This window comes from Actinomadura meyerae, from assembly GCF_900188445.1.
In the GTDB taxonomy this organism is placed as follows: domain Bacteria; phylum Actinomycetota; class Actinomycetes; order Streptosporangiales; family Streptosporangiaceae; genus Spirillospora; species Spirillospora meyerae.
The window spans coordinates 89,989-104,384 of the sequence record NZ_FZOR01000017.1 but is presented as its reverse complement, the minus strand read 5'-3'; the positions used below and the strand labels follow the sequence as shown (position 1 = coordinate 104,384).

The following is a 14,396-nucleotide window of genomic DNA, read 5'->3' as shown; positions in this document are numbered from 1 at the left end:
GGCGGCGGGGGCGTTCTAGAGCAGCAGCGCCGGGTCGGCGATCACGCGTTCCACCACGAGGCCGGCCGCGCCGAGGACGGCGGCGCCCTCGGCGAGGCCGGACACCTCGACCGGCGGGACGCCCCGCCGCAGCGATCCCGAGCCGCCCGCGAGGACGTCCCGCAGCGGGGGCCGCACCCAGTCGGCCAGCGGGGAGAACACGCCGCCGAGGACGATGGTGTCCGGGTCGATCAGGTTGACGACGGAGGCGAGCGCGCCGCCGAGCGCCCGCCCGGCCCGCGCCACCGCGCCCAGGGCGGCGGGGTCGCCCGCCTCCAGCCGTTCGACGAGCCGGCCGACCGAGCCCCCGGGGCCGCCGGCGGGGCGCGTCGCCGGCAGGCCGGCCGCGCGCAGTATCGCCTCCTGCCCGGCGACCTGCTCCAGGCAGCCGCGCCCGCCGCAGGAGCAGGGCGGGCCGTCCGGTTCGGCGATGAGGTGGCCGAGCTCCCCGGCGAAGCCGTGCGCGCCGCGGAACACGCGCCCGTCCACGACGATGCCGGCGCCGATCCCGATCTCGCCGGAGACGTGCACGTAGTCGCCGAACCGGGCGCCGCCGCCGAACCACAGCTCGCCGAGGGCGGCGAGGTTGGCCTCGTTGTCGTACTCGGCGGGCAGCGGCGCGGCGACACCGGGGGCGCCGGTGACCGGGACGTCGGTCCAGCCGAGGTTCGGGGCGTGCCGGACCACGCCGTTCTCGCGGTCGAGCAGGCCGGGCAGCGCGACCGCGGCGCCGGCGACCGCGAGGCCCTGCCCGGCGGCGGCCGCGACCGCCTCGGCGGCGAGCGCGGACAGCGCCGCGAGGACGTCGCCGGGCTCGCGGCCGCGGTTGTCGGCGCTGACCACGTGCCGGTACCGGACCTGCTTGGCGAGGTCGAGGACGCAGGCGGCGAGGTAGTCGACGTTGACCTCGAGGCCGAGCCCGGCGGCGCCGTCGCCGTGCAGGGAGACGCCCACGCCGGGCCGCCCGCGCTCCCCCTCGTGGACGGGCGCGCCGTCGCGCACCAGCCCGGCTCCCTCCAGCAGGGCGACGAGGTTGGAGACGGTCGTCTTGGTGAAGCCGGTCAGCTCGGCGAGCCGCGCCCTCGTCACGGGCTGGTGCCGGGCCACCCGGTCCAAGACGACGGCGAGGTTCCGCTCGCGCATCGTCGCGTGCCGGACGGGGGCGTTCGCGGACTTTGTCATGAATGAACCCTAAATGCAGCGCGGCTATGGGCACGGCCTCGGCCCTCTGCTACGTTAATTAGTCCAAGCTCTTTACGAAAGGGGGCGGGATGGCCGAGACACTGGTCGCGGGCGTCGACTCCTCCACCCAGTCGACCAAGGCCGTCCTGTGCCGCGCCGGGGACGGGACCGTGGTCGCGCAGGCGTCCGCGCCGCATCCCGACGGCACCGAATGCCACCCGGACCACTGGTGGAGCGCGCTCTCCCAGGTCCGGGAGCTGCTGGAGCGGGCGGACGCGGTCGCCGTCGGCGCCCAGCAGCACGGCATGGTCGCGCTCAACGGCGCCGGCGAGGTGGTGCGGCCCGCGCTGCTGTGGAACGACACGCGCTCGGCACCGCAGGCCCGCGCGCTCGTCGCCGGGCTCGGCGGCCCCGAGACGTGGGCGAAGCGGACCGGCAGCGTGCCGCTCGCCTCCTTCACCGTCACCAAGCTGCGCTGGATGGCCGAGCACGAGCCGGAGAACGCGCGCCGCACCGAGCAGGTCATGCTCCCGCACGACTGGCTGACCATGCGGCTCGGCGCCGCCGAGCCGGTCACCGACCGGGGCGACGCGTCCGGCACCGGCTACTGGTCCCCCGCGACCGGCGCGTACCTGCCCGACCTGCTGCGCGCCGCGCTCGGCCGCGACGCGCGGACGCCGCGCGTCGCCGCCCCCGGCGAGGCGGTCGGCGAGACCGCCTGGGGCGCCGCGCTCGGCGCCGGGACCGGCGACAACATGGCCGCCGCGCTCGGCCTCGGGCTGCGGCCCGGTGACGTGGTGGTCTCGATCGGCACGTCCGGGACGGCGTTCGCGGTCGCGGACGCGCCCGCCGCCGACCCCTCCGGCCTGGTCGCCGGGTTCGCCGACGCGACCGGCCGGTTCCTGCCGCTGGTCTGCACGCTGAACGCCGCCCGGATCCTGACCGCCGCCGCCGCGCTGACCGGCGCCGCGCTCGACGAGCTGTCCGCGCTCGCGCTCGCCGCCGAGCCCGGCGCCGGCGGCCTGACCCTGCTGCCGTACCTGGACGGCGAGCGCACCCCCGACCGCCCGGACGCGACCGGCGTCCTCGCGGGGCTGACCACGTCCAACGCGACGCGGGAGAACCTGGCGCGGGCCGCGGTCGAGGCGCTGCTGTGCTCGCTCGCCGACGCCGTCGACCACCTGGCCGCGCAGGGCGTCCGGCCCCGCCGCACGCTGCTGATCGGCGGCGGCGCCCGGTCCGCCGCCGTCCGCGAGCTGGCCCCGGCGATCCTCGGGACGCCGGTGACGGTGCCCGAGCCGGCCGAGTACGTCGCGCTCGGCGCCGCCCGCCAGGCGGCGTGGGCGCTCGCCGGGACGGCGGAGCCGCCCGACTGGCCGGCGGCGCCAGCCACCGAGCACACCAGCGACCGCACCGAGGCGGAGGTCCGGGAGCGCTACGCGGCGCTGCGCGACTCCGCCCCGGAAATCTGAGGAGGAACCCCATGAGCGACTACACGCCCACGCCCGAGGACCGGTTCTCGTTCGGCATCTGGACGGTCGGCTGGCAGGGCGCCGACGTGTTCGGGCCCGGCACCCGCCCCGCGATGCCGGCCGAGCGCGCCGTCCGCAAGCTCGCCGAGATCGGCGCCTACGGCGTCAACTTCCACGACAACGACGTGTTCGACTTCGACGCCTCGCCCGGCGAGCGGCAGGAGCGGATCGCCGCGTTCCGCAAGGCCCTCGACGAGACCGGCCTCGTGGTCACCACCGCCACCACCAACCTGTTCGGGCACCCGGTCTTCAAGGACGGCGCGTTCACCGCCAACGACCGCGACGTCCGCCGGTTCGCGCTCCGCAAGGTCATGGACAACCTCGACCTCGCCGCCGAGCTCGGCGCGAAGACCTACGTGTGCTGGGGCGGGCGCGAGGGCGCCGAGTCCGGCGCCGCCAAGGACGTCCGGGCCGCGCTGGACCGCTACAAGGAGGCGTTCGACGTCCTCGGCGCCTACGTCGCCGACCAGGGCTACGACCTGCGGTTCGCGATCGAGCCGAAGCCGAACGAGCCGCGCGGCGACATCCTGCTGCCCACCATCGGGCACGCGCTGGCGTTCATCCAGACGCTGGAGCGCCCCGACAACGTCGGCCTGAACCCCGAGGTCGGGCACGAGGAGATGGCCGGGCTCAACTACGCGCACGGCCTCGCCCAGGCGCTGTGGCAGGGCAAGCTGTTCCACATCGACCTGAACGGGCAGCACGGCCCCCGCTACGACCAGGACCTGCGCTTCGGCGCCGGCAACGCGCGCGGCGCGTTCTGGGTCGTCGACCTCATCGAGAACAGCGACTACAGCGGCCCGATCCACTTCGACTTCAAGCCGCCGCGCACCGAGGACGACGAGGGCGTGTGGGAGTCGGCGGCGGCGTGCATGCGCAACTGGCTGATCCTGCGGGAGAAGGTCCGCGCGTTCCGCGCCGACCCCGATGTCCAGGACGCGCTGCGCCAGGCCAAGGTGGAGGAGCTCGCGCAGCCCACCCTCGCCGAGGGCGAGGACTGGCGCTCCGTCCGCGCCGCCACCGCCGACGCCGAGGCCCTCGGCGCCCGCCGCACCGCGTTCGAGCTGCTGGACCAGCTCGCCCTGGAGCACCTCTACGGCGTGCGCTCCTGACGCGCCCGCCCGGAAGCCCGCCCCGCCGCCCCGGGGGCGGGCTTCCGCCGTTCCGCTCCCGCCCCGGTCAGGGGGCCGCCAGCGCCTCGGTGGGTGCGAGGCGGGCCGCCCGGACGGCCGGGTACAGGCCCGCGACCGCGCCGATGAGCAGCGTGGCGAGGACGCCGCCCGCCATCGCCCACGCCGGGACGACGGTCGGCCACCCCTGCGACACCGCGAACACCGCGGTGACGGCGGTGCCGATGGCCACGCCGCCGACCCCGCCGAGCGCGGCGAGGAGCTGCGACTCGGTGAGGAACTGCAGCCGGATCTGCCCGCGGGTCGCGCCGAGGGCGCGGCGCAGCCCGATCTCCGCGCGGCGCTCCAGCACCGAGATCACCATCGTGTTGGCGACCCCGACGCCGCCGACCAGCAGCGCCACGCCGCCGAGCCCGAGCAGCAGCCCGGTGAACGCCTCGTCGGTGGCGGCCCGCGCGGCCAGCGCGTCGGACGGGCGGCTGACCTCGACCTCGGTGGGCGCCTCCGGGTTCGCGGTGGCGGCGAGCAGCCCGCGCACCTTCTCCACCGCGTCCTCCCGGGCCCGGGTGTAAAGGGTCGTGGGGTGGCCGTCGAAGCCGAGCCGGGCGCTGGCGGCCTCCCAGCCGACGAGCGCGGCGGAGTCCAGCTCGGGGGCGAGCTGGTTCGGCCGCAGGACGCCGACGACGGTGAACCACTGCGAGCCGAGCCACACCTGCGCGCCCGGTCCCGCGATGCCGAGCCGGTCGGCCGCCTCCGCGCCGAGCACCACGGCCGGGTACCGGGCCGTGCCGGCGTTGAGCCAGGTGCCCGAGTCCATCGCCAGGCCCACGGTCCCCGGCAGGTCGAGCCGGGCCGCGCGGACGCTGATCCCGCCGCTCTCCCCCTCCGGGATGCGGTCGTTGCGGTAGACGTTGGCGTCCTGCAGCGTCGCCGTCGCGGACGCCGACTCGACGTCCGGCATGCGCCCCACCATCCCGACGGACTGCTCGGGCAGCTGCGCCGCCCCGCCGAAGAAGTCCCGGCCGGGCTCGGCCGTGAGCAGGTTGGTGCCGAGCCGGTCGAGGGTGGCCTGGAGCTGGGCGCGGCTGGAGGTCGAGATGCCGACCACCCCGATCATCGCGGCGATGCCGATCGCGATGCCCAGCGCGGACAGGAACACCCGCAGCGGCCGGGACCGCAGGCCGGCGGCGCCGACGCGCAGCGCGTCCCGCGGGCCGAGCCGGGCGGGCGCGTCGCCGTCGCCCCGGGTCATGTCGCCGCCTCCGCCCGTACCCCGTCGCGGACGATCCGGCCGTCGCGCATCCGCACCTGGCGGGGCAGCAGCGCGGCGATGTCCCGGTCGTGCGTGATCAGTACGACGGTCGTCCCGCCCGCGGACAGCTCGCGCAGCAGGTCCAGCACGCCCGCGCCGGACGCGGAGTCCAGCGCGCCGGTCGGCTCGTCCGCCAGCAGCAGCGCCGGCTCGCCGACGACCGCGCGGGCGATCGCGACCCGCTGCCGCTCCCCGCCCGACAGCTGGTGCGGCCGGTGTCCGAGCCGGTGCCCGAGGCCGACGCGCTCCAGCGCGCGCCGGGCCCGGCGGCGCCGCTGCGCGAGCGGCACGCCCGCGTACAGCAGCCCGTCGGCGACGTTGTCGAGGGCGCTCACCCCCGCCGCGAGGTGGAACTGCTGGAAGACGAACCCGACGCGCCGGGCGCGCAGCGCCGACAGCCGCCGGTCCGGCAGCCGCGAGACGTCGGTGCCCTCGACGAGGACGGTGCCGGCGCTCGGTCGGTCGAGCGTGCCGAGCAGGTGCAGCATCGTCGACTTCCCGGACCCCGACGGCCCGACGATCGCGACCAGCTCCCCCTCCGCGACGGCCAGCGACACCCCGTCCAGGGCGGTCACCCCGCCGGGGTAGGTCTTGGTGACCTCGCGCAGCTCCACGACCGGCGTCATGACGGCACCCCGACCTTCATGCCCTCGGCCACGCCGGACCCGGAGATCTCGACGCGCCCGCCAGTGAACACTCCCGTCTCGACGGGCACCGTGCGGACCCGCCCGCCGTCGACGACCTGGACGGCGTACCCGCCATCGCCGCGGGCGAGCAGCGCGCCGACCGGGACGGCGAGCACGCCGCGGTGCCGGTTCGCGGTGAGGCGGACCTCCACGGGCGCCTGGTCGTAGGAACCGAGCGACTTCTGGGAGCCGAGGGAGACCTCCACCTCGATGGTGGCCGGCTTGTCCCTCTCGCCCTCCCGGGCGACCTTCCCGACCGCGGCGATCCGGCCCTTGACGGTGTCCCCGGACGGCAGCTCGACCTCCACCGCGGCCCCCTCGCGGGCGAGCCGCCGGTACTTGACGTCGAGGTCGACGGTGACGACGCGGGTGGTGCCGGTGTAGGCGAGGACCGGGCCCCCGAGCCGGTCGCCGACGCCCGCCTTGCGCGCCGACACCCGGATCCGGCCGGGGGCGACGACCGCCGACCCCGGCCGGACCGTGCCGGTCTCCGCGACGCCGAGGGCTTCCTGCCAGCGCTTCACGGCCGCGGCCGTCGCGGCGCCGTAGGTCTTGTCGACGGTGAACCCGGTGTAGCCGAGGGCCCGCAGGTTCCGTTCGAACTGCAGGACGTCGGCGCCCTTCGTCCCGGTGGACAGCGTCCGGTAGATCGGCAGCCTGCCGTACAGCAGCGGCACCGGCCTGTCGTCGACCCGGTACACCGGCCGCCCGCGGGAGATCACCGACCCGCTGCCGGGCAGCCAGGTGACGACGCCGCCGCCGGAGGCGGACACCGTGCGGGCGTCCCCGTAGCCGAGCGTGCCGTCGACCTCCTCGGTCTCGACGAGGGTCGTCCGCTCGACCGGCGCCGTCGCGGGCGGCAGGGCGCCGCGGACGGCGGCCGGGCCCTCGCCGCCGCCCAGCCCGGCGGTCGCGAGGCCGGCGCCGCCGACGACGACCACGCCCGCCGCGCCCAGTGCGATGGTGCGCGTCCTGGCCACTACTCGCCGCCCGGTTCGCCGGCCGGCCCGCCGACGGACTTGCCGGGACCCTCGGGCTGGTACTTCGCGCACGCCTTCTGGGCCGCCTTGAACTTCGAGCTCGCCGGGTCCATGTCGGTGCCCTCCTTGCCCTCGACCAGCATCCGGCCGTCGGGCTCGGGGTCGGGGAAGCCGCTGATGCCCTGGTCGCGCATGCATTTGGAGAAGGCGCGCATCTTGGCGACGTGCCCCGGATCGGGCTTCTTCGGCTTCCCGCCGTTGGGCATGAGGCGCGCGCACTTCTTCTGCGCGGCCTGGATCTTCTCGTCGGTCTGCTCGGCGCCGCCGCCGGGCTCCGCGGACGCCCGGATCTCGACCTTGCCGTCCTTCGGGTCGGGCATGTCCACGCCGTTCTCGCGCATGCACTGCGCGAACTCGCGCATCTTCTTGTCGTCGCCGGCGTTGCCGCCGCCGCTCCCCGCGGCGTCCTTCCCCCCGCCGCAGCCCTGCGCCCCGAGGGCCAGGACCGGCACGAGCGCCAGCACCGCGAGCGTCGTTCGTCGCATCGTTCGGGCTCCTTGTCGTCCCCGCCGGACGGACCGCCGGCGGTGCGGGCAAGTCCAGCCCCCGGCGGGTAACCCCGGCGTAACCGGATCGCGTTATGCCGGCGTTACGCCCGCTCCCCCAAGCTGGTCGGGCAGGAGCGGCCGGGGCGGACGAGGGGATGGCGGACGTGCGGGTACTGATCGCCGAGGACGAGCGGATGCTCGCCGATTCGATCGCCGAGGGGCTGCGGGCGGAGGCGCTCGCCGTGGACGTGGTCTACGACGGGGACGCCGCGCTCGAACGCCTCGGCGTGCACGACTACGACGTGCTCGTCCTGGACCGGGACCTGCCCGTCGTGCACGGCGACGACGTGTGCCGCGCGGTGGTGGAGTCGGGCGCGCTCGTCCGGGTGCTGATGCTGACGGCGGCCGTGGCCGTCCCGGCGCGGGTCGACGGGCTGCGCCTCGGCGCGGACGACTACCTGACCAAGCCGTTCGCGTTCGAGGAGCTGGTGGCGCGGATCCAGGCGCTCGGCCGGCGGGCCCGCCCGGCCGCGCCGCCCGCGCTGGAGCGCGCCGGGATCCGGCTCGACCCGGCCCGCCGCGAGGTGTACCGCGACGGCCGTTACGTCCACCTGGCGCGCAAGGAGTTCGGGGTGCTCGCCGAGCTGCTGCGCGCGCAGGGCGCGGTCGTGTCCGCCGAGCGGCTGCTGGAGAAGGTCTGGGACGAGCACGCCGACCCGTTCACCAACACCGTCCGGGTGACGCTGATGAAGCTGCGCCGCAGGCTCGGCGATCCACCGGTCATCGAGACCGTCCCGGGAGCGGGGTACCGGATCCCATGACCCGCGTCGGCGAGCGGCTGCGGCCGACGATCCGGATGCGGCTCACCCTGCTCTACACCGGGCTGTTCCTGTGCGCCGGGATCGTCCTGCTGGGGCTGACCTACCTGCTCCTGAAGAGCAGCCTGCCGCAGCAGGCCGAACCGCTGGACGTCAACCAGGTCGTCGCGGGCGGGTCCGAAGAGCACTCGTTCACTCCCCCGCCCGGCGAGCGGCCCGGGGAGGTCACCGTCCGGCGGGTGGAGGGGGTGCTGACCAAGGAGCGGGAGAACTACCGGCGCGAGACGCTGAACGCGCTGCTCACCCAGGGCGGGGTCGCGCTCGGGGTGGTCGCCGCGGCCGGGCTCGGGTTCGGCTGGCTGCTCGCCGACCGGGCGCTGCGCCCCGTCCACACGATCACCGAGACGGCGCGCCGGGTGGCGCGCAGCCACGACCTCACCGAGCGCATCTCCTACGAGGGGCCGCGCGACGACGTCAAGGAGCTGGCCGACACCTTCGACACCATGCTCGGGCGGCTGGCGCGGGCGTTCGACGGGCAGCGGCGCTTCGTCGCGAACGCGTCCCACGAGCTGCGGACGCCGCTCGCCATCAACCGGACCCTCATCGACGTGGCGGTCCGCCGCCCCGACGCCACCGACGACGTCAAGCGGCTCGGCGAGTCCCTGCTGGTGGTGAACGGCCGGCACGAGCGCCTCATCGACGGCCTCCTCACGCTCGCCGGGTCGGAGAACATCGCGGTCGACGCCGCGCCGCTCGACCTCGCCGAGGTGGCCGGGCACGTGCTGCGACAGGCGGCCCCGGAGGCGCGGGCGCGCGACCTCACCACCGACCGCAGGCTCGGCCCCGCGCCCACGTCCGGCGATCCCGTGCTCGTCGAGCGGCTGGTGCAGAACCTGGTCGAGAACGCGGTCCGGCACAACCGCGACGGCGGCGAGCTGTCGGTCGCCACCCGCGGCCGGGACGGCTGGGCGGAGCTGACCGTCACCAACACCGGGCCCGTGGTGCCCGGCTACGAGATCGAGACGATCTTCGAGCCGTTCCGGCGGCTCGGCAACGACCGGGTGCGCTCCGACCGCGGCTCCGGCCTCGGCCTGTCGATCGTCCGGGCGACCGCCACCGCCCACGGCGGCACCGTCACCGCCGAGCCGCGCCACGGCGGCGGCCTCACCGTCACCGTCCGGCTGCCGTCCCGCGTGCCCTCCCACGTGCCCACCCACGTGCCCACCCACGTGCCCACCCACGGGGACGCGGCGCACGGGACGCACGAACCGGCACAATCCGGGTAGCGTCTGCCCAATGACCAGTGTGCGACTGCTCACCGACGCGTTCGGCAGGATCAGGGAGGTCGTCCACGGGGCGGCGGGCGGGCTCACCCCCGCGCAGCTCGCCTACCGGCCGGCCGAAGAGGCCAACTCGATCGCCTGGCTCGTCTGGCACCTCACCCGCATCCAGGACGACCACGTCGCCGGCGCCGCCGGCACCGGCCAGGTGTGGACCGGCGGCGGCTGGGCCGAGCGGTTCGGGCTGCCGTTCGACGTCCTCGACACCGGGTACGGGCACACCTCCGAGGAGGTCGCCGCGGTCCGGGTCGGGTCGGCGGACCTGCTCACCGACTACCACGACGCGGTCCACGACCGGACCGCCGAGTACGTGTCCGGGCTGACCGACGGCGACCTGGAGCGGGTCGTGGACCGCTCCTGGGACCCGCCGGTCACCCTCGCCGTGCGGCTCGTCAGCGTGATCTCCGACGACCTGCAGCACGCCGGCCAGGCCGCCTACGTCCGCGGCCTGCTCGAAAGCGCCTGACCGCAGCCGCCCGGACGCGGTGCGCCCGCCCGGACGCGGCGGCTACCGGTCGTCCCCGAGCGGGACGCGCCAGACGAGGACGGTGCCGCCGCCCGGCCGGTCCCGGGTGGTGAAGGACCCGCCGCGACCCTCGGCGCGCTCGCGCATGTTGCGCAGGCCGCTGCGGCGGCCGCCCTCCGGGATGCCGACGCCGTCGTCCTCGACCCGCAGGGTGAGGTCGTCGCCCACGTCGACGACCACGGCCGCCTCGGTGGCGCGGGCGTGCCGGGCCACGTTCGACAGCGCCTCCCGGACGACCGCGAGGAGGTCCTCGCCGACCGCGTCGCCGACGGCGGTCTCCAGCAGGCCGGCGAGCCGCACCGACGGCGCGAACCCCAGCCGCTCGGCGGCGGCGTCGACCACCGTGTGCATCCGGCTGCGCAGCGACTCCTCGTCGGGCGGCGCCTGCAGCGCGAAGATGGTGGAGCGGATCTGCCGGATGGTGTCGTCGAGGTCGTCCACCGCCCGCCGCACCCGCGTCGCCACCTCCGGCCGCTCGGTGATCTTCACGGCGGACATCAGCGTCATCGCGGTCGCGAACAGCCGCTGGATGACGGTGTCGTGCAGGTCCTTGGCGATGCGGTCGCGGTCCTCCAGCAGGGTCAGCCGCTCGGTGTCGCGGCGCCGGTCGGCCAGTTCCAGCGCCACCGCGGCCTGCCCGGCGAACGCCTCCAGCAGCCGCCGGGTCGCGTCGGTGAACGGCGCGCCGCCCGGCGGGTCGATCACCATGATCGTCCCGCGCGCGGCGGCGCCGGTGCCGAGCGGCACCACCACCATCGGCCCGACCGGCGCCTCCCCCGCGACGGCCTCCCCGCCCGCCGCGGAGCCGTCGGCCAGCCGCAGCGCCGCCCCCTCGGCGAACACCTTGCCCGACACCGAGCTCTCCAGCGGGAGCCGCGTCCCCAGCAGGTGGCGGGCGCCGTCGCCGTCGACCGCCTCCACCACGGCCTCGCCGCGCGCCTCGTCCACCAGCGCCACGCCGCTCAGCCGCGCCCCGGCGATCTCCCGGGCGCGCCGCGCGACGAGGTCGATGACCTCGCCGGTGCCGGTGCCCGACAGCAGCGCCGTGGAGATCTCCGCCGACGCCTCCAGCCACCGCTCGCGGCGCCGCGTCTCCTCGTACAGCCGGGCGTTCTCGATCGCCACGCCCGCCGCCGTGGCCAGCGCGGTCACCACGACCTCGTCCTCGGCGTCGAACTCGCCGCCGCCCGCCTTCTCGGTGAGGTAGAGGTTGCCGAACACCTCGTCCCGGACGCGGATCGGCACCCCCAGGAACGTCCTCATCGGCGGATGCCCCGGCGGGAACCCGTAGGAGTCCGGATGCTCGCTCAGATCGGGCAGTCGGATCGGGTGCGGTTCGCGGATGAGCAGCCCGAGGATGCCGCGGCCGTGCGGCCAGTGCCCGATCGCCTCGGTCTCCGCCTCGGTCACCCCGGTCGTGACGAACCGGGCGAGCCGCTCGCCGTCGTCGCCGATGACGCCGAGGGCGCCGTAGCGCGCGTCCACCAGGGCGGTGGCGGCCTCGGTGATCCGGTGCAGCACGGTCTGCAGGTCGAGCTCGCTGCCGATCGAGACGACCGCCTCCAGCAGCGCGTGCACCCGGTCGCGGGTGGCCCGCGCGGCCTCCAGCCGGGCCTGCAGCTCGGCGAGCAGGTCGTCCAGTTTCAGCTCCGGCAGGACGAGCCGTGCGCGTTCCTCCCGGGAGCGGGCCTCCTCCTCACTCACACCGCCAGTATTCCCGCCGGGTCCGGAACGCCGGATCCAGGGCCGCGGTTACGGCCCGGGGCGCCCGTCCGCGGCCTCGGCGATGAGGCGGGACCAGCGTGCGCCGATGTGCTCCAGGTCATGGCGGCGCACCGACCGCAGCGCCCGCTCGCCGAGGCGGTCGCGCAGCGCCGGATCGCTGATCAGCTTGCGCAGCGCCGCGGTGAGGGCGTCGACGTCGCCGTTGGCGACGAGCAGCCCGTCCGCGCCGTCGGCGATCAGCTCGGCGGGCCCGTGCGGGCAGTCGAACGCCACGACCGGCAGGCCCATCCCCATGGCCTCGATGACGACCATCGGCATGCCCTCGCGGCGCGACGACAGGGCGTACACCGACGCGCGCCGCATCTCGGCGGGCAGGTCGGGGGTGCGCGGGAGCAGCTCCACCCGGCCGGTGAGGCCGAGTTCCCCGATCAGCGCGTGCAGCTTGTCGCGCCGGGCGCCGGACCCGAAGATGCGCAGCGTCCAGTCGGGATGCTCGGCGGCGAGCGGCACGAAGGCGCGCATCAGCAGGTCGAAGCCCTTGGTGCGGACGAGCCGCCCGGCGGAGAGCACGACCTTGTGCTCGCGCCGGGACGGCGGGTGCGGCAGCGGCGGCGCGGCGTTCGGGATCCGCGCGATGCGGACGCCGGACCCGGCGAGCGCGCGCGCATAGTCGGCGCGGGCGGCCTCGGTGAGGGTCGCGAGGACGGTCAGCCGCCGGTACCCGCGCAGGACCTGGCGGCGGAGCGCGGGCTGGTAGGAGCCGAGGTTCATGTGGTCCTGGCCGATCACGGCGACGCCGCGCGGGGCCAGCTCGGCGGCCAGCAGGATGAGGGAGGGCCGGGTCCCGATGAGGACGTCGGCCGGGGTGCCGTACAGGGCGCGGACGAGCCGCGCGTCCGTCCACAGGGTCATGTGGCGGAAGGACGCCTCGTCGGCCGGGATGAGCAGGCTCGGCAGGCGGCCGAGGAGCCGCGCGGGCCGGCTCCTCGGCGCGAACCGGTCGTCGGCGTAGGTGACCGCCACGCCGTCGGGCAGCGGGTAGAACGCCTTCTCGCCGCCCTTCAGCGCGCTGACGATCTCGACATCGTGGTCGCGGGCCAGGTGCCCGCACAGGTTGAGCACCGTGCGGATCGTGCCGCCGGTGCCGTGCGCGTTCTGCAGCAGGACCCGGACGCGGAGCCGGTCACCCCGCCGCGGCGGGCGCCGCCACCGCAGCGGGCGCAGCGTGAGGAGCGCCGCGCGGCGCAGGGCCCGGTGCGCCCTGCGCCGGACGCGGCGGCGGAGTCGCAGTGGTCGCGCCGGCTCGTTCACCTCGTCCCCGTTCGCTGAGGTCCGTTTCCGGCCCTCTGCCCGTTCGGGGACGGATCAACGCCAACCGGCGGTCAACGCCCTTCCCGGGCTCGCCCGGGAAGGTCAGCCGGTGGTGACGGTGCGGTCGAGGGCGCTGCCCTTGACCCACCGGTTCCACGACATCTCGTAGTAGCTCCAGCCGTTGTTCCAGTCCAGGCTCCGCTTGCTGCCGGTGATGATCACCGGGTCGCCGCGGTAGGAGAAGTTGTAGAACCAGCGGGCGTCCTTGGGCGGGGAGTTGACGCAGCCGTGGCTGACGTTCTGCCGGCCCTGCGCCCACACCGTGGAGGCCATCGAGTGGACGTACTCGCCGCTGTTGGAGATCCGCACCGCGAACGGGATGACCTCCTTGTAGCCGCCGTTCTTCTTGTCCTTCGGGTCGACGCCCATCCACTCCGACGTCATGATCGCCGGATTCTCCTTGCCCATCGTCAGATGGACGCCGCTGGTGGTGAGGAAGGTGTCGACGCCGTTGACCACGCGGCCGCCGCGGCCGGCGCTGATGGGCCAGGTCCGGACCGTCTTGCCGTTCTTCTTGACGACGGCCTTCTTCTTCTTGGTGCTGATGTGCGTGATGTGCGAGTCGCCGATGCGGAAGGTGCGCGTGAAGTCGGAGACGCCGTAGGTCCGCTTGCCGGACTTCACGCCGGCCAGCCGGGCCTTGAAGGCCACCTTCTGGTTGGGCTGCCAGTAGGTGCCGTTCTTCGTCCGGAAGATGACCGTGGTGTCGTTCACCCAGAACCACGCGCCGGTGGCGGGCTTGGCGGACTTGACCTCCAGGGCCTTCTCCACGGCCTTCTTGTCGGTGACCGCCCGGTTGAAGACGACCTGGATCGGCATGCCGACCCCGACCTTCTCGTTCTTGCCCGGCGTGACGTCGACGATCTCCAGCTCGTTCGCCGCCTTGACCGTGGCGAACGTGGCGTTGACCGTGGCCGACTTGCCCTCCGGGCTCTTGGCGACCGCGGTGACCTGGTACTTGGCGCCGGGACGCAGCGTCCGCGACTTCCACTTGGTCTTGTCGGCGGCCATCTCGCCGGCCACCGGCTTGCCCTTGAGGGTGACGGTGACCTGCTCCAGCGTGCCGCCGACCGCCGTGACGAGGACGCCCGCCTCCGGCTTGGCCTTGGTGTTGCCGTTGCCCGGATCGATCGTCACCTGGGGGACGCTCGCGTCCCCCTTCTCCCCGACGGTCACGCCGGAGTCCTTCTCACCCCCGCTGCACGCG

Annotated in this window: 13 protein-coding genes; 5 read left to right on the top strand and 8 right to left on the bottom strand. The window is 75.3% G+C overall.

What is annotated here, in order from left to right; genetic code table 11:
- Positions 1-15: 15 nt before the first annotated feature.
- On the bottom strand, positions 16-1,221 hold the full coding sequence (locus CHF16_RS19030) for an ROK family transcriptional regulator (protein ID WP_089327415.1): 1,206 nt from the start codon (positions 1,219-1,221) through the stop codon (positions 16-18).
- 89 nt (positions 1,222-1,310) lie between these two features.
- Here CHF16_RS19030 and xylB point away from each other — a divergent pair, with 89 nt between their 5' ends.
- Both xylB and xylA read left to right on the top strand, forming a co-directional pair.
- A complete protein-coding gene (gene xylB, locus CHF16_RS19025) occupies positions 1,311-2,693 on the top strand; it encodes a xylulokinase (protein ID WP_089327414.1) in 1,383 nt (460 codons plus the stop codon).
- 11 nt (positions 2,694-2,704) lie between these two features.
- Entirely contained in the window at positions 2,705-3,865 is a 1,161-nt protein-coding gene (xylA, locus tag CHF16_RS19020) for a xylose isomerase (RefSeq protein WP_089327413.1), read from the top strand.
- Between the two features lie 67 nt (positions 3,866-3,932).
- On the opposite strand, the gene CHF16_RS19015 is transcribed toward xylA, so the two are convergent.
- From CHF16_RS19015 to CHF16_RS19000, 4 genes are read right to left on the bottom strand one after another with little or no spacing between them, the layout of a single operon-like run.
- Complete coding sequence (locus CHF16_RS19015) at positions 3,933-5,135, bottom strand: ABC transporter permease (protein ID WP_089327412.1); 1,203 nt, start codon at positions 5,133-5,135, stop codon at positions 3,933-3,935.
- Positions 5,132-5,821, bottom strand: coding sequence for an ABC transporter ATP-binding protein (locus CHF16_RS19010; RefSeq protein WP_089327411.1), 690 nt, complete (start codon positions 5,819-5,821; stop codon positions 5,132-5,134). Before CHF16_RS19010 ends, CHF16_RS19015 begins: the two co-directional genes overlap by 4 nt.
- Positions 5,818-6,861: an efflux RND transporter periplasmic adaptor subunit gene (locus CHF16_RS19005; RefSeq protein WP_089327410.1), complete on the bottom strand. Its 1,044-nt coding sequence runs from the start codon at positions 6,859-6,861 to the stop codon at positions 5,818-5,820. Before CHF16_RS19005 ends, CHF16_RS19010 begins: the two co-directional genes overlap by 4 nt.
- The gene (locus tag CHF16_RS19000) at positions 6,861-7,406 is read right to left on the bottom strand and encodes a hypothetical protein (RefSeq protein ID WP_143228052.1); all 546 of its coding nucleotides are present in this window, start codon (positions 7,404-7,406) and stop codon (positions 6,861-6,863) included. Before CHF16_RS19000 ends, CHF16_RS19005 begins: the two co-directional genes overlap by 1 nt.
- Positions 7,407-7,573: 167 nt before the next feature.
- Between CHF16_RS19000 and CHF16_RS18995 the strand changes: the two genes are divergently transcribed.
- The 3 genes from CHF16_RS18995 to CHF16_RS18985 are packed head-to-tail and all read left to right on the top strand — an operon-like array spanning position 7,574 to position 10,033.
- The gene (locus CHF16_RS18995; protein WP_179271592.1) at positions 7,574-8,230 is read left to right on the top strand and encodes a response regulator transcription factor; all 657 of its coding nucleotides are present in this window, start codon (positions 7,574-7,576) and stop codon (positions 8,228-8,230) included.
- Positions 8,227-9,513, top strand: a complete 1,287-nt coding sequence (locus tag CHF16_RS18990) for a sensor histidine kinase (RefSeq protein ID WP_089327407.1) — start codon at positions 8,227-8,229, stop codon at positions 9,511-9,513. Before CHF16_RS18995 ends, CHF16_RS18990 begins: the two co-directional genes overlap by 4 nt.
- Positions 9,514-9,523: 10 nt before the next feature.
- Positions 9,524-10,033 carry a mycothiol transferase gene (locus tag CHF16_RS18985; RefSeq protein WP_089327406.1) on the top strand — a complete coding sequence of 170 codons (510 nt, stop codon included), beginning with the start codon at positions 9,524-9,526 and terminating at the stop codon, positions 10,031-10,033.
- Between the two features lie 42 nt (positions 10,034-10,075).
- Here CHF16_RS18985 and CHF16_RS18980 read toward each other — a convergent pair whose 3' ends face one another.
- From CHF16_RS18980 to CHF16_RS18970, 3 genes are all read right to left on the bottom strand, one after another.
- Positions 10,076-11,797, bottom strand: coding sequence for a sensor histidine kinase (locus CHF16_RS18980; protein WP_089327405.1), 1,722 nt, complete (start codon positions 11,795-11,797; stop codon positions 10,076-10,078).
- A gap of 48 nt (positions 11,798-11,845) precedes the next feature.
- Entirely contained in the window at positions 11,846-13,129 is a 1,284-nt protein-coding gene (locus CHF16_RS18975; RefSeq protein WP_089327404.1) for a glycosyltransferase family 4 protein, read from the bottom strand.
- A 102-nt stretch (positions 13,130-13,231) separates the two neighbouring features.
- Complete coding sequence (locus CHF16_RS18970) at positions 13,232-14,365, bottom strand: L,D-transpeptidase (protein ID WP_245868794.1); 1,134 nt, start codon at positions 14,363-14,365, stop codon at positions 13,232-13,234.
- Positions 14,366-14,396 lie beyond the last annotated feature (31 nt).